The organism is Arthrobacter sp. MMS24-T111 (assembly GCF_054888995.1).
Window position 1 is genome coordinate 3,900,973 of sequence record NZ_JBTZRO010000001.1, and the last position, 19,828, is coordinate 3,920,800.

The 19,828-nt window shown below is 69.2% G+C and carries 10 protein-coding genes and 2 pseudogenes; all 12 read right to left on the minus strand.

Annotated elements, in window-relative coordinates; translation table 11 throughout:
* Positions 1–115 precede the first annotated feature (115 nt).
* Positions 116–925, minus strand: a complete 810-nt coding sequence (locus ACX5I6_RS18310; protein WP_285248199.1) for an inositol monophosphatase family protein — start codon at positions 923–925, stop codon at positions 116–118.
* Positions 922–3,177, minus strand: coding sequence for an NAD-dependent DNA ligase LigA (ligA, locus tag ACX5I6_RS18315; RefSeq protein ID WP_461841753.1), 2,256 nt, complete (start codon positions 3,175–3,177; stop codon positions 922–924). Before ligA ends, ACX5I6_RS18310 begins: the two co-directional genes overlap by 4 nt.
* 148 nt (positions 3,178–3,325) lie before the next feature.
* Positions 3,326–3,949: a hypothetical protein gene (locus ACX5I6_RS18320; protein WP_461841392.1), complete on the minus strand. Its 624-nt coding sequence runs from the start codon at positions 3,947–3,949 to the stop codon at positions 3,326–3,328.
* Positions 3,950–4,071: 122 nt separating this feature from the next.
* A pseudogene (locus tag ACX5I6_RS18325) lies at positions 4,072–8,515 on the minus strand (FtsK/SpoIIIE domain-containing protein).
* A pseudogene (locus tag ACX5I6_RS18330) lies at positions 8,512–9,215 on the minus strand (hypothetical protein). The pseudogenes ACX5I6_RS18325 and ACX5I6_RS18330 overlap by 4 nt, the downstream one beginning before the upstream one ends.
* Positions 9,216–9,303: 88 nt before the next feature.
* The gene (locus ACX5I6_RS18335) at positions 9,304–11,058 is read right to left on the minus strand and encodes a serine/threonine-protein kinase (protein WP_461841393.1); all 1,755 of its coding nucleotides are present in this window, start codon (positions 11,056–11,058) and stop codon (positions 9,304–9,306) included.
* Positions 11,055–12,113 (minus strand): FHA domain-containing protein, encoded by a 1,059-nt coding sequence (locus ACX5I6_RS18340; protein ID WP_461841394.1) that lies wholly within the window; start codon positions 12,111–12,113, stop codon positions 11,055–11,057. Before ACX5I6_RS18340 ends, ACX5I6_RS18335 begins: the two co-directional genes overlap by 4 nt.
* On the minus strand, positions 12,110–13,114 hold the full coding sequence (locus tag ACX5I6_RS18345) for a hypothetical protein (RefSeq protein ID WP_461841395.1): 1,005 nt from the start codon (positions 13,112–13,114) through the stop codon (positions 12,110–12,112). Before ACX5I6_RS18345 ends, ACX5I6_RS18340 begins: the two co-directional genes overlap by 4 nt.
* Positions 13,101–14,036, minus strand: a complete 936-nt coding sequence (locus ACX5I6_RS18350; RefSeq protein ID WP_461841396.1) for a PP2C family protein-serine/threonine phosphatase — start codon at positions 14,034–14,036, stop codon at positions 13,101–13,103. Before ACX5I6_RS18350 ends, ACX5I6_RS18345 begins: the two co-directional genes overlap by 14 nt.
* A complete protein-coding gene (locus ACX5I6_RS18355; protein WP_461841397.1) occupies positions 14,033–15,802 on the minus strand; it encodes an RDD family protein in 1,770 nt (589 codons plus the stop codon). Before ACX5I6_RS18355 ends, ACX5I6_RS18350 begins: the two co-directional genes overlap by 4 nt.
* Positions 15,799–18,441: a transglutaminase-like domain-containing protein gene (locus ACX5I6_RS18360; RefSeq protein WP_461841398.1), complete on the minus strand. Its 2,643-nt coding sequence runs from the start codon at positions 18,439–18,441 to the stop codon at positions 15,799–15,801. The genes ACX5I6_RS18355 and ACX5I6_RS18360 overlap by 4 nt, the downstream gene beginning before the upstream one ends.
* Positions 18,438–19,781 (minus strand): DUF58 domain-containing protein, encoded by a 1,344-nt coding sequence (locus tag ACX5I6_RS18365; protein ID WP_461841399.1) that lies wholly within the window; start codon positions 19,779–19,781, stop codon positions 18,438–18,440. The genes ACX5I6_RS18360 and ACX5I6_RS18365 overlap by 4 nt, the downstream gene beginning before the upstream one ends.
* Positions 19,782–19,828 lie beyond the last annotated feature (47 nt).

Sequence of the window (19,828 nt, forward strand, 5' to 3'; positions counted from 1 at the left end):
CCGCGGGCCCAAACCGGGCTTTCCGTGATCGAACTATCAGTACCGGGACCAGTTACCGCCGCGCCGAGGCCGGCCGGCCGGGGCAGCCGGGGGCGGCACGCCCGGCTCGGTACACCTAGAGCGGAAACTTCCCTGACAGTTCCAACCCGGCCGCGCAGGTCCAGGCGTCCAGGCGCTCGTCGTCGGAGGGACCGCCGTCGAGCGGACTGGTCAGCCGCGGCCGGCGCACCCAGCAGCCTGCTTCCTCGGCGATCAGGGCACCGGCCGAGAAATCATGCTCGTTCAGGCCGCGTTCGCCGTAGGCGTCGTGGGTTCCGTCCGCCACCATGCACAGGTCCAGGGCAGCGGAGCCGAGCCGCCGCACGTCGGCGAAGCCGTCCATCAGCGTGGCGAACGCTGCCGCCTGCTCGGAGCGGACGGCAGGCTCGTAGCTGAACCCGGTGGCCAGGATCTGCCCGGTGCGGCCCGAAACCGGCCCTTCCAGCCGGGTGAGCGCTCCCCGCTCCTCCAGCCACGCGCCTTGGCCGCGGGCGGCGTAGTACACCCGCCCCAAGGCTGGGGCGTTGACGACGCCGGCCTGCCAGACGCCGTCGGCATCGGCCACCGCCACGGAGGTGGCGTAGTAGACGATGTTGCGGATGAAGTTGGTGGTTCCGTCCAGCGGGTCGATGGACCAGCGGTACCCGGTGGGTTCAGCGGGGCGGGTCGTTCCTTGTTCCTCCCCGGTGACAAAGTCGCCGGGGCGGGCGGCGGCGATCACGGCGCGCACGGCGTCCTCGGCGGCGACGTCGAAGGCAGTGACCCAGTCCCCGGCCGCACCTTTGTTGCTGGGATCCAGGGCATTGCCGTCCCGGCCGGACAGTACCTGCGCACCGGCCGCAGCGGCCTGCCGGGCCACATCCAACAGTTCAGAAGCGGACGTCATGCGCTTTCCTCCACGGTGGTGTCGTCGGGTGCGGCGTCGCCGGCACTGTCTTGGTCCGCGGCGTCGGCGTCCGATGGAGTGCCGCCGGGTGCGGCGTCGCCCAGGGCTGCCGGCCCGCCGTCGAGCAGCTGCCGGAACCCGTCCTCGTCCAGCACCCGGATCCCCAGCTGTTCGGCCTTGTCCAGCTTGGTCCCGGCGCTTTCTCCCGCCACCACGTAGCTGGTGTTCTTGGAAACGGAGCCCGCGGCCTTGCCGCCGCGCAGCAGGATGGCTTCCTTGGCTTCGTCCCGGCTGAAGTTGGGCAGCGAGCCGGTCACCACCACCGTGAGTCCTTCCAGGGTCCGCGGCGTGGACTCGTCCCGTTCGTCCTCCATGCGGACGCCTGCCGCCGCCCAACGGTCCACTATCTCCACGTGCCAATCTTCGGCGAACCACTCTTTGAGTGCGGCTGCGATGGTAGGTCCTACGCCGTCAACGTGAGCGAGCTCCTCCTCGCTGGCTGCCCGGATGCGGTCCATGGTGCCGAAGGCCTGCGCCAGGGCGCGTGACGCCCGCGGGCCCACGTGCCGGATGGACAGCGCCACCAAAACCCGCCACAAGGGCTGCGTCTTGGCCTTTTCCAGTTCCTTGAACAGTTTCTGGGTGTTGGCGGTTGGCTTGGATGGCGACTTCGCGGTGCCCTTGCTGTAGAAGTACGGCACCAGCTCGAACTCCCCGGTGGGGACGCCCTTGGACTTCTTCTCCCGGCGGATCCGTACCTCGGCCAGGTCCTCGGGCGTGAGGTCGAACAGCCATGCTTCGGACGTCAGCGGAGGCACTTCAGGTTCAGCCGGCTGGGTCAGCGCGATGGCCGCTTCCCAGCCCAGGGCCTCAATGTCGAACGCCCCCCTGCCGGCCACGTGGAATACCCGCTCGCGGAGCTGGGACGGGCAGGACTTGGAGTTGGGGCAGCGGACGTCCACATCGCCCTCTTTGGCGGGGGCCAGCGGGGTACCGCAGGAGGGGCAGTCGGCGGGCATCACGAAGTCCCGGACCGGCGGATCCTGCTGGTCGCGGAGGGCCAGGACCGGGCCAACGATCTCTGGGATGACGTCCCCTGCCTTCCGCAGGATCACGATGTCGCCGATCTTGACGCCCTTGGCTTTCACCACGTCCTGGTTGTGCAGGGTGGCCATTTCCACGGTGGATCCTGCCACCTTGACCGGCTCCATGACACCGAAGGGGGTTACACGGCCGGTGCGGCCCACGTTGACCTGGATGTCCAGCAGCTTGGTGTGCACTTCTTCGGGCGGGTATTTGTAGGCCACCGCCCAACGGGGAACACGGGTGGTGTTGCCCAAGGCGCGCTGGGTGGCGAAATCGTCCACCTTGATCACGATGCCGTCGATTTCGTGGAGCAATTTGTGGCGCTGGTCCCCGTACCTCTGGATGAAACCCAGGACGTCCTCGCGGGCCGCCAGCACCTCGAAGTACGGGCTGACGGGCAGCCCCCATTCTTTGAGCTGCTGGTAGGTTTCCGACTGGCTGCGGGCTTCAAGCCCTTCACGGGCGCCGATGCCGTGCACGAACATTTTCAAGGGCCGCTTGGCGGTTTCGGCAGGGTCCTTCTGCCGCAAAGAACCCGCCGCCGCGTTGCGGGGGTTCGCCAGCGGGGCCTTGCCGGCCTCGAGCAGGGCGTCGTTGAATTCGGCGAACGCCTTGGAGGGAATAAAAACCTCGCCGCGTATTTCCATCTCGGCGGGAAAGCCGCTGCCGTGCAGTTCCTGCGGGATTTCCTTGATGGTGAGCAGGTTGTGGGTGATGTCCTCGCCGGTGGTACCGTCGCCGCGGGTGGCCGCGCGCACCAGTTTTCCGTCCCGGTACAGGAGGTTGACGGCGAGGCCATCGATCTTGAGTTCGGTCAGCCACGCGGCTTTGGTGCCGCCATCGCCGATCTTCCCGATGCTTGCCTCCGCCCGGTTGAGCCAGGCTTCGAGTTCCTCCAGCGAGAAGACATCCTCCAGGCTGTACATCCGCTGCAGATGCTCAACCGGGGCGAACGCGGCGGAAACCTCGCCGCCGACTTCCTGGGTTGGCGAGTCATTGGCCACCAGTTCAGGATGCAGGGCCTCGATCTCTTCCAGTCGGCGGAAGAGGGTGTCGAACTCGGCGTCCGACACCAGGGGTGCATCCTCCTGGTAGTAGGCGAACCGGTACTTCCGCACCAGGTCCGCGAGGTTTTCGTATTCCTCGCGGAGGGCTTCGGTGGGGATGGCCTCGGGCTCGTGCGGGGCCGCGGTCCGGGCGGCGGTCTGTTCTGCGGGTCCTGGTCCTGTACTCACAGACCTATCTTGCCCTACCCCTCCGACGTTTTCCTTGGCAGGGCGGCGCGGCACGGGACAGGGCGGCGCGGAGGCGGCGTCAGTGCGACCGGAGCCGGTTGCGGTTCCACCAGGCGAACGCGCCGGCCGCTACGGCCAACAGCACCGTTCCCAGGGCGATGGGCAGGAGCGCCGGGCCCCCGGGGCCTTCGCCCCGGGCGGGGGAAACGGCAGCCAGCTGGGTTGGCGCGGCGGACCGGGTGACCGGGCTGTTCCAATCCTTCCCGCTGGACGGACCGGTGGGCGGGCGGTACGCGGCGTCAGCCGACTGGACGGCGGTTGCCGCACCGTCGTTTGCTGCTTCCGCGTCTGCAGGCGGCACCGAAGCGTCGGCCTGGGGTGCGGTGGCCGCCGGCGGCCCGGCGGGCTGTGGCGGCTGCACCGGAGCTTCGGCGGGGGGAGGCGCGGGCTGGGCGGGCGGCGGCACGGGGTCCTTGGATTTGCGCGGCCGGCCGGTTTGACCGGTGTCCGGGCTGCTGGCAAGCACGGGCAGGCAGAGCAGCCCGCAGTCCGGCGTCGTTTGGGTCCCCGACGCCTGGGTGGGTGAAGGCTGCGGGGTGGCGGCGGCCGCCGGGCCGGTCGGGAAGATGCCAAAGGCCAGGGCCATGACAGCTGCTGTTGCCGTCGTCGAAACAGTGCGGAGAACCGGTGCGGACGGGGCCATTGCTACCTTTCGCTGCGCGCAGTCCCCCCACCGCGGCTTTCTGGTGTCCCCGGTAGTCTTCTACAGCGCCCTGCGGGGCCGCAAATCAACGGCTGCGGCGGCCCCGCCCATCCCCGGGCGGCTCAGTCCCGGTTTTCAGGTGGCAATGCCACCTGGATCTTCCGTGCCTTGCCGCGTCCCACCACGTAGCCCCGGCCGGGAATGAAGTCCGGGCTGACCCGGCCCAGGGAGGTGTTGAGCAGGCTGTCGCCTTCGATGTCCCCCGGGTTGAGCAGCAGTCCCCGCCGGCCGGATTTGAAGGGCTGGGCAAGCTGCCAGGCCGAGGACCAGGTGGAGGACTCGGACTCGCCGATCACCCACTGGTCTGCCTTGAGGGACGCCGTGACCAGCTGGGCAATGCCCGATTCCGCGATGGTGTCCGTGAACTCGGTGAGGCCTTCGATGAAGATGGCCACCGAACCGGGATTGCCGGTGGAGTGCTCCACCAGGTCCTCCACCACCTCGGCGAGGTCGTCCGGACCCACCACGGAACGGTTCCAGATGGGCAGGGAGGCGACGGCGGAGCGGCGGGAGCCGAGGTAGATCAGCTCGGTGGCGGGGTTGGACCGGCGCAATGCGTAGGCCAGGGTGACCAGCGCAACGGTGCGCCCGGAACCTGGCGGGCCCGCCAGGAGCAGCGGGCCGCGGGCCATGACCTCGGCCGGCTGCAGCGATTCGTCGTCCACGCCGATGACGGGCAGGTCAGGGCTGCCGGCGGGCAGGACGTCCAGGTCCACCTGGTCCGGGAGCCGTTCGATTCCCGGAGCGGTATCCAGGCCCTGGCGCTGCATGGCTTCGCTGAGCTTGTGGACTTCGCGGGCCTGCAGGGCCAGGTTCGAGTTGCCGCCCAGGACTGCCAGCTGGACTTCGAGCCCGTCGAGGAGCCCGCGTCCCGGGGCGAGGTGGCGGTGAGGACGTCCCTGGGCACATCCAAGGAAATGTAGTCGTCCTCGGAAGAGAGGCGCAGGACCAGCCTGCGCTGGATCGAGGCCAGCAGGGAGGCCGGCACGGCGTTTGGCCGGTCGCCCGTCACCACCAGGTGGATGCCCAGGGTGCGGCCGTCGGTTGCCAGCTGGAGGAAGATGTCCCACAGTCCGGAGAGCTTGCTGTGCTCGTACGCCTCACGGAACGCCGACATGCCGTCAACCAGCACGAAGATCCGCTTCTCGTCCGGCCGGTTCGCGAGCTTCCGGTATTCAACGATGGTGGACGCCCGTACCTCGGCGAACTGCGCTGACCGCAGCTCGGCGATGTCGCGCAGGAGCCGCAGCAGCCGCCCCACGCGTTCGACGTCGTCGCCGTTGATGATTTCGCCGACGTGCGGAAGCTCCTCGAGCATCCGCAATCCCGCGGAGCCGCAATCGATGCCGTAGACGTGGACCGGTCCGCCGCGCGGAGTCACTGCGGCGGCAATCGCGATGCCCCGCAGCGCGGCCGACTTGCCGGAGCCGCCAGTGCCGTAGATGGCCATGTTGCCGTCCCTGTCCGGTTCGTAGAACACTGTGGGCTGGTCCTGGTGCACGGGATCGTCGGCAACGCCCAGCAGCAGCTGTTCGTCCGTGCGGGGGTTGGGCAGTTTGGAGAAGTCGTAGGTCTTTGCCAGTTCATCCAGCCACGGCTTGCGCGGCGGCCTGATGTCCAGCGAATCCGCCGCGTGCACGATCGTGGACGTCATCCGTGCAATGTCGTTGGGGCCGGCGGGCTCCTGCGCCACAGGCTTTTCGGGCGCGGGCGCCTCCCAGCTGGGACCGGAACCGAAGGCCATCTCCACGATGTCGATCTGCGGCCGCTGCGGCTTGTCCGTGGTCCAGCCGCCGGCGTAACCGGTCTGGAACCCCTGGATCCTGCCCGGGCCGGTTTTGGCTGCGCCGCGGCCGGGGATGGCGGGATCGAAATAGGCGGCGTCCGGGACGCCGAGGATGTCCGTGGCGTCCTCCTCGTCGGCCATGCGCAGTGCCACGCGAAGGTTGGTGTTGGCGCGGAGGTTGTCCTTGATGACACCGGCCGGCCGCTGGGTGGCCAGGATAAGGTGCAGGCCCAGGGACCGTCCACGGGCGGCCACGTCCACCACGCCGTCAACGAACTCGGGAACCTCGTTGGCCAGCGCGGCGAACTCGTCCACGATGATGATCAGGTAGGGCGGTGCGTCCGGGTCGGCTTCCCGCTGCAGTGCCAGCAGGTCCTTGGCTTTCTTCCGGTTCAGCAGCTGTTCCCGGTAGTGCAGTTCGGCGCGCAGGGACGTCAGGGCCCGGCGCACCAGGTGCGGGAAAGGTCGGTGACCAGTCCCACCGTGTGCGGCAGGTTGATGCAGTCCGCGAACGCGGCGCCGCCCTTGTAGTCGACGAAGAGGAAGCTCACCCGGTCCGGGCTGTAGGCAGCGGCCATGCCCATGACCCAGGACTGGAGGAACTCGGATTTTCCTGCACCGGTGGTGCCGCCCACCAAGGCGTGCGGGCCCTCATTCTTCAGGTCGAGGTAGAGCGGTTCGATGCCTTTGGAACCCACGAGGGCGCGGAGGGTGCCGTTGTCCTTGCGGTTCGCCACGGCGGTGGCGTGCACGGAGTTGTTTTCGGTCCAGCGCTCGGCCACAGCCTGCGGGTTGTCCAGGAAGTCCTTGCCGATCAAGGTGGCGTAGGAAACGGCCCGCGGCAGGTCGGAGTCGTCGTTGACCGGCTTGCCCACGTCCACCACGGGAGCCAGCATCCGCGCGAGCTGGGCCGCCAGCTCCGCGTCCACGCTCTCGCAGCTGACCGGGTAGGTGTGCCGGCCCAGGCGCACCTGTCCGGTGGTGGTGCCGTGGTCGCCGTCCACCACCATGAAATCCCGGCATGCTGCCGGCAGCGCCTGGATGTCCGTGGCCACCCACAGGACGTGGACGCCCGAATCGGGTCCCCGCTCAGCCAGCCGGGTCAGCCGGCCGCGGTCGACCGGCGCATCATCCTCCACGACCACCAGTACGGCGGGCAGGACAGGTTCTTCGAGGTCGTGCTTGGCGGGGTCGACGCCCGGGCGCAGTTCCGGGCCTGACCGCTTGGCTGCGGCTTCGCGGGCATCCACCAGGTCCTCAAGCCGGGCCAGCAGGGAGGATCCGCCGGCAGAGCCGGCCGCAAGGTGGTCCCCGCCCAGCGGGCTGTGGCCCGAGCCGACATGCGGCAGCCACTGCAGCCAATCCCAGCGCCCGCGCGACTGGGCGGAGGTGATGGCGGTGAGGACAACCTCGGCCGGTGAGTGCAGGCCCACCAGTTGCAGCACCATTCCGCGGGCCACATCGTCCACCAGGCCGCGGGCACCGGCGATGCCCAAGGCACCGGAGGTCCGCAGCTGGGATACCACGGGAACGCCTTCGATCTCGCTGAACTGCTTGATGCAGTCTTGGATTTCGCGGCTGTACTGGACTTCGGTGTCATTGCTGGAGGGTTCCTCCAGCGGGATGCGGGACGGCGCCGTGCCCAGCCCGAACCGGAGGCCCAGGAACGAGGAGTGCTCCGGACGGTGGGTCCACAGCAGCGGGCCCAGCTTGTAGATGGCGTCCACCGTGTCACTGACCGACGGCGCTTCCTGCAGCCGGACAGCACGTTCCACCTGCTGCAGTTCCGTCAGGTCCTGCCGGAACGCCGCCATGGATGCCCGGAACTGCTTGAGCTGTTCCTTCTGCTGCTTCCTGGTCCGCATCTTCTGGTCCACGTAATGGCCCACGATGAACAACGGCATCATCAGCATGAAAATCATGGACAGCACGTTTTGCGTGACCGCGAAGATCACGGCGCCCATCATCAGCGGGGCCACCAGCATGATGTACGGAAACGGGTGGTCTTCGGGGCGTTTGGGGCCGGAGGGCACCACGCGTTTGGGCACCTCGAAGCGGGGCACCACCCGCGGGGATCTGTTGAAGTCCACCAGGGGCGACGTCGGCGCTGCCGCATGGTTATGGCCCAGCGGAACCACGGTGATCGTGGTGTCCCCCAGTGTCACCGTGTCGGAGGAGTTCAAGGTTGCGCGCGTGACGGGAAGACCATCCATCAGCAGGCCGTTGGCGGAGTTCGCGTCCACGATCTCGATGCCCTCCGCCACGGTGATCCGGGCATGCCGCTTGGAGGTGAGCGGGTCCGTGAGGCGGATGTCGACGTCCCGGTCCCGGCCGATGTAGCTGGTACCGGTAGGCAGCGAAAATTCGCGGCCGACGTCGGGCCCGGACAGGACACGCAAGGTGGCCGCAGCCGGTCCGCGGCCGGCGCCGGGCTCATGGAATTGTTCGCTGACCTGGGCCAGCGATACCACCGAGCCGGGGCGCAGGCCCGACTCGAGCAGGTTGTCCTGGCGGGCCAGGACATTTCCGCTGATGCCGGCGCCGACGAACGCTTCATCGATGCGCAGCGAGAGGTTCTCCGGAGGGGGCGTTCCCTTGCGGTCCGGATCAGCAGCCCACAACACGGTGGCGATGTCGGCCACGGTGGCCAGGCCGTCCACCGTGACGGCCAGGTCCTTGGCGTCGGCCGGCTCGCGGCGGAGTGTCAGGCGGATCCTCATCCTTCGTCCACGCCCCTCATCTTCTCCAGCAGGTACAGGTCATCGGGTGTTACCAGGTGGGTGGTGACGGCGTGCTCCACCAGCCGGGCACGGCGGTTGGTGGCCAATTTGCCGCCGCCTCCGCGCAGCCCGACGACGCCCACCCGGTCCAGCTTGTCGCAGACGTTATCCAGTTTCCGGTTGAAGCGGGTCAGCGCCCAACCCAGCGTCTTGGCGGCCGCGGCCGAGGACGGAATGGTGCTGAAGCCGGTGCCTTCGCGCCGGAGGACCGGCTCGGCGAGCGCCACGATCAGGGCCTTCTGGGCATCCGTGAAGACCACCGGTCCGATCGTCGTGTCGCCGCCGCTGCTGTCCTCACGGGCTTCCTGCCGGAAGGACGGCGTCTTCAGGTGCACGGCGAACTCGTAGGTGGTTGGACCGGCCGTAAAAATAATGTTGGTGTGGCTGAACACCAGCGGGATCCGGGCGCCGGGGAAAGCCACGCCTGCATGCCACCGGAAGCGTCGGCCACGGTGGCGGAGAGCATGCTGCCGACGTTGCTGAGCCACCAGATGCCGTCGTACCGGGCAACCTGCAGGAACTGCCGGTGCAGGTACGGGTTGTCGTCCACTTCGAGGTCGCCTTCGCGGCCGATGTTGAAGATGTCCTCGTCGGATGGCTCGTACCATTCGCCACAGAAATCTATTGCTAGATCCCCCATGATCTGTGCCTCCTCAAGGCAGAAGTGTTGCGGTAACCGTCAGTGCTGGTGGTGCGGAGCGTCCGCCCCGCTGGTGCGTGCAGGCCGCTCATTGGCCGGCGCAGGCGATGGAGCCCTCCTCCATGGGTGAAAAGGCGCCGTCGGTGCGCACGATCATCACCTGGATGCAGGTCTGTCCGCCGGGATTGGGCCGGATCTTCACGGGTGGTTTCGCGACGGACGTGAATTCCGCACTGTTGCCGCCGATGGTGTACACCTTCCACTTGTAGGTGTCCCCGTCCTTGGGCTGCGGGTTGGTCCAGGTGAAGGTGGCTTCCCCGTCGGCCCCTATGGCGCCCTTGAGCCCTTCGACGTCGGGGACGGTGCCGTTGTCCAGGGCGTCCGCGGGAGGTTTGCTGACCTGTTGGGTTTCCACGGCCTTGGGGGTGCCGGTGGCCGAGTTCGCCACCACGACGCCCACCACCGCCGCAAGTGCCAGCAGGGTTCCGCCGGCGAGGGCGAGCCAGAGGTTGCGTTTGCCGTGGTCGGCCTCGGGCGCCTGCTGGGGCTCCGCGGTTTTTACCGCCCGCTGGACCGTAGCGTCCGCGGCGTACGCCGGATCTTCCCTGCTGCCTGCCGGGCCGGTGACGGGTGCGCCATAGTGTGGTGCCGCGGCGCTGCCCCGGAGCACGGTGGACTGTGCCCACTCTCCCGCCCCGGCGCCGTCGGCTGCCTCCGGTGCGGCCGGCCCGGCAGGAAAGTTGGGTACGGACGGGGCGGCCTGCCATTGGCCTGGCGCGGCGGGAGTGAAGTGCGACGGCGGGGCCGCACCTCCCCTGGGACTGGTTGCGTCCGTGCCGCCGGCCTGGCTGGGCCGGGTGCGCGCGGGGAACGTCGGTGCGCTGCCGGTCCGTTCGGGATCGATGGCGGCAATGCTGCGGACCCGGGTTTCCTCGGTTCCGTCGTCCGGGTGGCTTTCCTCCTGCTGCGGCTCTTCCAGCACTTCGAAGGGTGTGACGGAGAGGTTCAGTTCGGCCTGGATGCGCTGCAGTGCCAGGGCGAACGCGTGCGCGGAACTGTAGCGGGACTGTGCGGACTTGGCCATGGCGGTGGACAGGGCCAGTTCCAGTGACTCCGGCACGTCCGCCCGGCCCAGCCGTGGCAGGGCCATGTTGCTGATCCTGTTGATCAGTTCGCGTTGGGAGTTGTCCGCCCCGGGCATGACGAAGGGCGAGCGGCCGGCCAGCAGGGTGTACAAGGTGGCGCCGAGGGCCCATACGTCCACCATGACGCCGTCAACGCTTCCGTCCCGGAACTGCTCGGGCGGGGACCACGGGATGGACATCCCCGAGTCGTCGTCAGTGTCGCCTGCCAGGGTTCCGGAAATGCCGAAGTCGGTCAGGGCCGGGCGGTTGTAGTCCGTCACCAGGATGTTGGCCGGCTTGATGTCGCGGTGGGCGATGCCGGCACGGTGCGCGGTTTCGACGGCGGACGCCACCTGGATGCCGACGGCCAGGACCTCGTCCACGCTGAAGCGCTGCCGCCGGTAGCGCACATCCAGGCTGGGCCGGGAGCAGTACTCCATGGCCAGGTAGGAATGTCCGTCGTCGGTCACTTCCGCTTCGAAAATGGTGACGATGTAAGGGTGCGAGGACAGCTGGGCCATCAGGTTGGCTTCGGACTCGAAACGCCGGCGGGCGCCCTCGGTCTTCAAATCGGAGAGCAGTACCTTGACCGCCACCTTGCGGCGCGGCCTGTCCTGTTCGTACAGGTAGACGTCGGAGAACCCGCCCGAGCCGAGCAGGCTGATGTACGTGAACCCCTGGATCCGGGGCGGCGGCGCTACTGGCCGTTTGGAACTCAAGGAATCTCCTCAAAACGCAGTGAGATGTTCTCGCCCAGCTCCGCGATGTCGCCGTCGAGCAGGATGGCCATCTCGTTCTGGGCCAGGCGGCGCGGCGGCTGGCCCTCACGCACCAGGACGGTGCCGTTGGTGGCTTTCAGGTCGCAGAGCATGACGTGCCAGCCTTCGAGCCGGACCTCGACGTGGGACCGGGAAATGTCACCGCCCGGGCTCGCCACCTGCACCAGGCGCGGCATCACACCGCCCTGGACGCGGGATACCGACGGTTGCCGCCCGATGACCATCGACTGGTCGAGGTCCAGCACGTCGCCGGTGGACAGGCGCACCCGTCCCAGCCTGGGGCGGGCCACCTGGACGGCATCCGGCAGCAGGCTGCCCCCGCAGGCACTGCACAGGGCGCGGGTAGGCGGGTTGGCGTGACCGTGCGCGCAGACCCGGGCCAGCACCACTGGTCCATTGGCGGGGTCCTGGCCGGCGGCCGGAGCCGCCGGATGCGGAGCCATGCCGGGGAGGCTGCTCTTCATGACCGTCTCGCCGTCATGGTCGGGATCGAAGCCGGCGGCAGGGGCCTGGCTTGCGGTGAAGGCCTGCGCGGGACCAGGGTTCGCTGACGCTTCAGGGCCTGCCAGTGGAGTGAAGGTGGGCGGTGTACCCAGGGGTGGGCCGGACGGGGCCGACGACGGAGCGGTCGCCTCTCCGCGCGTGCGCCACGGTACGGAATCGATGAGGCCGCCGGCTGGCGGCGGGGCGGGAGCCTGCGCTTCCGGCCCGGGATCCGGGGTGGGGTTGGGGGCCTGCCTGGCGCCCCGGGCTGGGTCGCTGCCTGCGGAAGCGTCTGCCCCGGCGCCCGGCCCGGCGTGGGAACCGGTCTGCTGTCCGGCCGTGGATGCGTCGCCGCCCGCGCCCACGGCGGCGGGCTGTTCGGCCGCCGGCAGCGCGGGCTGCTGGCTGACAGCCACGAGGCCGGAGTCGGCGTCGGGGTCCTCACGGACTGCCGCGTCCTCGATATTCCGCATCACGGTGCGGTCCCACAGGTGGTCGTAGGAGGTGGTCATTTCCACCGCGGGAGCGGCGTCAGCCAGTCCGGTGTCACCGGCCGGCGGCGCCTCCTCCGCCGGCCCAACGTCGTCCCCCTGCCGGACGCGTCCGCCGGGTCAGTGGGGATGATGGCGCCGGGGGCAATCGTGGCATCGGGGTCGGCGGCTTCCCCCTCGGTTTCCGGGGCGTCTCCGGTGTCCTCGGGGAGCCCCTCCTGGTCTTCCTCAAGCACTGCCAGCACCGTCTCGGCGGATGCCCCGTGCTCGGGAACGAGGGTACCGGGGAGCTCGTCCAGCCCGGCAAAGTCGGTACCTGTTGAGCTGGCTTCTGCACCCGGGTCCCCGGCCGTCCCTGCGGAATCCAGCGCAACCACACTCTCGACGACAACGGGAGTTTCGACGACAACCGGGTTGCCGACCGCAACCAGGCTTTCGACGACAACCGGGTTGTCGGCGTCGTCCGGGCCCTGTGCCTCGCCAGGACTTTCTCCTGCAACCGCGTCTTCCGTGGCTGCAGCCGGGCTTTCCGTGGCTGCGGCCCCTTCCTGGGCGGCTGGGGCTGCAACGGCGGCGGGCCCGGACGGGACGCCGAACGTTAGCGCCTGCAGCAACACCACCCCCTCGCCGAGCGGCAGCTCGGGCTGGCCACCGCCGGCGTCAGCGATGTCCAGGCGGCACATCCCGGGGACGACAAACCGGCGTTCATTCCAGGTGGTGACGTCACGGCCGTCCAGGTCCACGGCTCCGCCGGGCTGCTCCACGCGAAGGTCGAGGTTACCGCGCAGGAAGACCCTCAGCGAGCCATTGAAGTCCAGGATGCCGAAGGAGGGTATCCGGGCCAGTGACCCGCCAGAGCTGCTGGTCACGGCAGCGAGGACCTCATGCGGTTCCGGGCGGGCCGCCAGGAGTTCCCAGAGGGCACCGGCGAGTTCGGCCGGTGACTCGGGACCCAGGAGGACGGCGGTGCCGGACCGGACGACACCAAGCCAGCTGCCCGGAATGTAGCTAGCGGCCGTCATTGCCGGCCTCCCCCTCGACGTCCCTGCCGGCCTCCGGCTGCTCAGGCAAGGGCTGCGTCGCCGCGCCGTTGGCCAGCGGACGCGGCAGCGTCTCCTCGTCCCGGTCCGCCGGGCTGTAGCGTGGCGCGGTGGTGCCGGCGCCGTCGTCGCTCGCCACGTTCCTGGCGTCCACCACGATGGCCGTGACGTTGTCCCTGCCGCCGCTGCGCAGGGCGGCCTGGATCAGGGCATCCACGGCGTCCTGCGGTTGGGCCACTGTGCTGAGGATGCGGAGGATGTCCTCGTCCGCGAGTTCACCGGTCAGCCCGTCCGAGCAGACCAGGACCCGGTCTCCTTCCTCGACCGGGAGGAGCCAGTAGTCAGCCTCCGTCTCGTCCCCCGTGCCCAGGGCCCGGGTAACCACGTGCCGGCGGGGATGCACGGTGGCTTCCTGGGCGGTGATCTCGCCCGCATCAACGAGTTCCTGGACCTCCGAGTGGTCCACGCTGATCTGCTCGAACCGGCCATGGCTGAGCCGGTAGGTGCGGGAGTCGCCGATGTTCAGCACCAGCCAGTAAGGCATGCCCATTTGTTCCACCACCACCGCGCCCGTGAGGGTGGTGCCGGCGCGTGCCCCGGCGGCTTCACGGATCGAGTTGTCCGCCCGCACCAGGTACTGCTGCAGGACCGCGGCCGTAATGCTCCGCTCACCGGTGGCGAGCTGCGGAATCCCGGCCAGGGCCCTTACGCACAGGCCGCTGGCGATCTCGCCGGCCTCGTGGCCGCCCATGCCGTCCGCCACCGCGAAGACGGGATCCGCCGCAATGTAGGAATCCTCGTTCAGCTCCCTGCGGAGTCCCCTGTCCGTCCCGTAGCCGTAGGTGAGGCTAAGGCCCGGCCCCGGCTGGATGGTGGAGGAAACACTGGCGGGGTGCTGGTTCATGCCTGTCCTAGGTAAAAGGTGCGGTCTCCAAAATGCACGCTGGAGCCGGGGGTAACAAACGTTGGGACGCCCGGCGCCAAGGGGGTGCGGAGGCCGTCAGGGGTGGTCACGGCGCTGCCGTTGGTGGACTGCCGGTCCGTAACCCAGATCCCCGCACCATCGGTGAGCAGATGCAGGTGGGTCTTCGAGATGGAGCGTCCGGGATCGTCCACGGCCAGCAGCTGGGCATGCTGTTCCCCGGGCTGGCCTACCGGGTTGCGGCCCACCAGGACGCTGCGGTCCAGCTGGAAGTCGCGGTCGTCGTCCAAGCGGATCCGCAGGACCGCCACGGGGGCGGGCCCGCCGGCATCCGAACGCACCTGGGTGCGTTCGACGTCGTCGTCAACGTGCGGCCCGGGCACCCGGTGACCTGCCGTGGACGCCTGGACCCCCGGGGCGAACCTTTGGCTGCCGGCGGCCGGCTGGGCGGCGTTCGGCGGGACGGGCTGAGGGTTCTGGGTCGTTGCGGGATACGGGGTGGCGGGGTACGGGGCGTCCTGCACGGATGGCGGCGCGAAGGAGGCAGGGCTGGTGTAGGGCATGGTCTGCGATGGAGCCGCAGCGGCCGGTGCAGGAGCCTGGTGTGCCGCCGCCTGGGGTGCAGCAGCCTGCGGTGCAGCAGCCACCTGCGGCGGGGCGAATTGCGGCAGCGGAGCCTGGGCGGCCGGCGGCTGGGCCGCCAGCGGCTGCGGGGCGGCCTGCGGCGTTGACTGCCGGGCTGCCGTGGCGTGGGCCGTCGCGGCCCCGGCCACCGGGGACAGGACCTGCTGGACGGGCGGAAGGTCCAGCGGCGCGAAGCTGTAGGGGCCTTGGATGCCCCCCGTGGTGATGGGGTCCCGGCCCGCCTTGACATCGAACATGAGGGTCTTGGCGGCGGTGTCGTTCCAGGCCCGCACGCCGCCGTTTTTGTCCCACTGGCTGGAAACCACCACCAGCACCGCCCACACGGCACCCAGCAGGAGCAGGGGGCCGAGGATGAACAGGGCGGCGTCAAACCACTTGAACACCACCACCAGGACGGCAGCCAACAGGGACAGCAGGACGCCCGCGCCAGTGATAACGCCCCGAAGGAAGACACCTCCGGCCCCGGGCGCGTAGCCGTCCTGGTCCGCGCTGCGGATGCCCATCAGCAGGTTGCCGGGAGTCTTGCCGGTACGGGCTTCGAGGCCCAGCACCACAAACAGGTAGGCAAGGGTCAGCCCGAGGCCGATGCCGCCGAACAGCACCAGGGACGAGGTGTCATAGACAATGAAGCCGCCGCTTCGTGTACGGGTGATCCCGGCGAAGCCGATGGCGAACGTCACCACCAGCACCGCCACGCCGGGCAGCCAGTCGATGACGGCAGCGCCCAACCGCTTGCCCGCCGCAGCCGGAACAAGCTCGAGGTTTACTGCCATTCCCGTTCCTCCCCCTGGAGCGGCCCCCACCCTGGTGGAACCGCCGGCACTGCCCGGATCGGTGCCCGCACGAGCGGTACCCGGATATGCGATGCCCGCCGGCTGTGCTGCCGGAGGCCTTTCTACTACCGGGATAGTACCGGGAATCCCCGGCGCGTGCGCGGCGTGCCCGTCCCGGGCGCCGGCCTGGTCATCGTGCGGGCCGGGGCCCTGGGCACGGTTGCGGCGCGCCGCCCGGTTGGGCAGCGGCGCACCGCAGGCCGCGCAAAAGGTGGCTCCCGCGCGAACCGTTTGCTGGCACCGCGGGCAACGGTCGACGTCCGAGGTCACTGCTGGCTTGGTCCTTGCTCGTTGGTTCCCGGCTGGTTGGTCTCCGGCTGGCTTGGTCCTTGCTCGTTGGTTCCCGGCCTGCCGGGGCCCTGCGGTTCGTTTGCAGTCGCCCCGGGGCTTTGTTGATCACCTGCCGGCGTGCCGGGAGTGTCTGTACCTCCGGTGCCAGGGCGGCGACGGCCGGCGGACAGGGCCGCCAGCGCAGGCAGCCCAGCCCGGAAGCGGCGAAGGGACAGCCCGCCGCCCGAGTTCATCGCGGTTCGGGCGTCGCTCAGCAGCGAACGGGGTGAGAAACGTGCCTGTTGCCGGCGCCAGAACCCCACGGTGGCAGTCATCTCCTTGAGCGAGCCGTCCACGATGGTCCAGTACTCCTTGACTTCCTCTTCCGTGGGCTGGCCGGCGCCGAAGATGGAGGCATCGGCCCGGCGGGCCAGGAGTGTTGTGGTTCCCTGGCTGGCAGGGAACGCCTCGGCCAGCACAGCGGCGCTTTCCCGGCGTGTCGACCGGGCGTCGACGGCGGCACCCATGTCCGTGGCCAGGCTCACCACTTCGCTCCAGCCTCCGCCGACGCGCTGGGCCGGATGGCCGTCGCGGAAGCGCTGTTTCCGGCGTCGTGTCTTCAGCAGGGCGATCAGCAACAACGGCAGCGCAAGGATCACCACGGGGATGGCGACGACGCCCAGGGCACCCAGCAGGGCGCCCCAGAACAACCACGGATTGTTCTTCTTCTGGTCGGCGTCCAGCGCGTCCGGCGACGAGTCCGGTGGCAGGTCCGCGGGCTCCTGCGGCGGGGGCGGCGGCTGCAGCACCTGCGGCTTGGGCTTTGACTTGCTTTCCGGGTCCGGCGGAATGGGGATGTTGTCCTTGGGCGGGGTGGGGTCGAAGCTGACCCAGCCGACGCGCTCGAACGCAACCTCCACCCAGGCGTGGACGTCCTTTCCGGTGATCTTCACTTCGCCGGCACCGTTTTCCGGGCTGGTGGGCTCCGGATAGAAGCCCATCACCACCCGGGACGGGATGCCCAGATGCCGGAGCATCAGGGACATGGCCACGGCGTACTGCTCGTCGTCGCCCAGCATCTGCTTGGCGGTGAGCAGGCTCCGGATCCGGGCCGAACCGTGGCCGGAAACGCTGGGCAGCTGTCCTTCGCTGACCAGGCCGTTGCTGAAGGCACCCGTCTTCTGGAAATGGGCCTCGATCTGGCGGACCCGGTCGATTGCCGTGGGGGCGTCCGCGGAGAGGTCGTTGGCCTGGGAGCCGACCACGGGCGGCACTTCCAGCGGATCCGGGAGGGAGACTTTCGCGAAGTCGTACTGGGTCAGCTGGCCGTGCTCAAGCTTGACGGGCTCCGACACCTGGACGCTGTACGAATCACCGCGGGTGAGGCCGTTGGTGGTGACGGCGGTGTCCGTCCCGGGGTTGAAGTAGAGGCCTGCGGCCGCAGCGGAACCGGACTGGTCAAAACTGATGCCGGTGGTCTTCCGCCCGCCGGGGACGAAGAAGCCCTGGTAGTCCTCAATGTTGATGTTGATCGAGTAATCCTTGGTGGGCACTGCCCCGGCCGAATCGGCAAGGGTGTTGATGGACTTGGCATCGCCCACCTTGCTGAAGTTGCCGGAGCCGTTGGGGTCCATGTTGTAGTTGGTCCCGTTGAAGGCGTCCAAGGCACCCAGCCGTACCCGGCCGTCCCGCGGCAGCCCCTTGACCACGAACAGGGTGTCGTCCTTCTTGTCCTTGACGTAGGTCCGGAAACTCGCCAGCGGCGTGACGTAGTCCTTGGGGTCGAACGGCGGGACCACCACGTTCCGGAGGACTTTCCGGTCCTCGCCGGCGTTGACCAGGGGCGCGGCCACGGCGGTGACGCCCACGCTGAGGGCAATCACGCCCGCTGCCATTCCCAGCCGTCGGATTTGGGCACGCCGGGCCGTGCCGCTGTCAGCCTGCGGGGTGTTGACGGCAACCCTTCGGGTGCTGTCCCGCCTCAGGATGTCACGGCGGAACGTGGCCCAGGCTATGCCGAGGACTGTCAGGCCAATGCCGCGCTCCAGGGTCAGGAACGCCGCGTTGGTGCTGAAGGCAATGCCGGCGACGAACAGGACCAGGACCGGCAGCAGTGGCAGGTAGGGGCTCCGCGCGCGCCACGTCAGGAGCGCGGCCACGAGTGCGGTGATAAGCGAGCTGAGGAAGGGCACGATGAGTACGCCGCCGGCAGTTCCCACCGGCACCCCGACGGTGAGCATGTCCTTCCAGGCGAACACGACGCCCAGGAGCAGGGTCCGCAGGGAATCCAGGGAGGGGACGAAACCGGCGATGGCCGAGTCCGGCACCGCCAGCCAAGTCCCGAAGACCAGGTACGCTGCCAGCGCCAGGGCCGTGGTGATCAGGAGGCCCAGGCGCAGGTGCGCGTTGGCGGCGCCAATGCCCAGGCCAAGGATGATGCCGCCGAATCCGGACAGCAGGTAGTAGGGATCGCCGCCAAAGCTCAAACCGAAGCCGAGCAGGCCCAGCCCCAAGAGGACAACCAGGGCGCCGGCGTCGAGCAGGAAGTGCCACGGCCGGCCGTGGGCGAAGGCGGACTCCGGGCTGGGGGCTTTGCGGCGTGTACGGGTTTGCGGGATCTGGCCCGGTGCGGTGCTCATGCGGCGGCCTTTCTCAGCACGATGGCAAGGTCGGCCAGGTCGCCGAGGGTCAGGACGGTCAGGTCTGCGATGTTGGCCCGGGTGGGCGCTGCGCCGGCTTCCACCCGGACGGCCAGGCTGCGGACTCCGGGCGGGACGGAGGCGGCTGCGGAACGGAGTTGGGTGGCGGTCACGTTGCTTCCCACCACGAAGAACACCACGGACGCGTTGGGGACGGTGTCCGCCAGGGTCCGGGCAAGGTCGACGGCGGTGCGGCGCATCGGGGCGCCGACGATCCGGGTCATGTCATCCAGCAGGTTGCGGCCGGTTTCGCAGCGCAGCGGGCCTTTCTGGGTGAGGACGTCCAGTTCCCGCTGTTCGCGGATGGCCTGCCGGCCGATGGACCCTGCCACCGAGATGGCCAGCTCGAATTCGTTCTCGGAGGCGTATTCCTCCGTGTTGATGGACAGCGAGATGGCCAGGTGGGCGCGGCGGGTTTCCTCGAACTGGCGCACCATCAGCTTGTTGGTCCGGGCGGTGGTCTTCCAGTGGATGTGCCTGCGGTCGTCCCCGGGCACGTAGTCGCGCAGGGCGTGGAAGGAGACGTCGGCGCTGGACAGGTCCGTGGTTGGCATGCCCTCTAGGTCGCGGATGAAGCCCGCCGCCGAGCCGGCCAGGGCTACGGTCCGCGGATGCACGAACAGGTCTTCCGGCTCGGTCCAGAGGACCTGCCGGCGCAGGAGGTGCAGCGGGTCGGCCCGGACGGAGCGGACCGGTCCCACCACGATGACGGCGCGCCGGGCGGTGGGGATGGTGAAGAGGTCCTCGTGGACCTGGCCCGGCTTCATCCGGGGCAGGTGGAATACGGCGGTGGTGCTGCCCACCGGAAGTTCCAGGGCCGCAGGCAGCAACGGCCGGGCGGAGGTATTGGAGACGGCGATGCTTCCGACGGCGCTGTCCCCCACCGCCACGCGGGTCCGGGCAAGGTCCAGGACCACGCCGTAGGAGGACCGGCCCAGGATGAAGGCGACCGCGATCACGAACATGGCGAAGGCGGCGATGGCGGCTGCCGTGGCTTCCTGCCAGCCGAACGCCTGGCCGGTGGTCCACAGCAGGACGGCAGCGGCGAGGACGGACCAGCCCAGGATGCTGACCACGGACAGCACCGGCCAAACGTACTTCAGCCAGGTGGTGCGGATGGTCCGCCAGGCCGGGGTCAGGGCAAGGAGGGCCGTGTTGCTGGCTTCAGACCACACCGCAGCGGGGTGCAGGCGGGTGGGGCGGCCGTTCCGGTGGAAAAGGAGCTGGATCCGCTCCCCGAGCCGGGTCAACGGGGTGCCGCTGGACGTGCCGTCGGACATGTGGGTGTGCCTTCGTTGTTGCGTTGGAAAGGAAAAGGGGCCGGCGT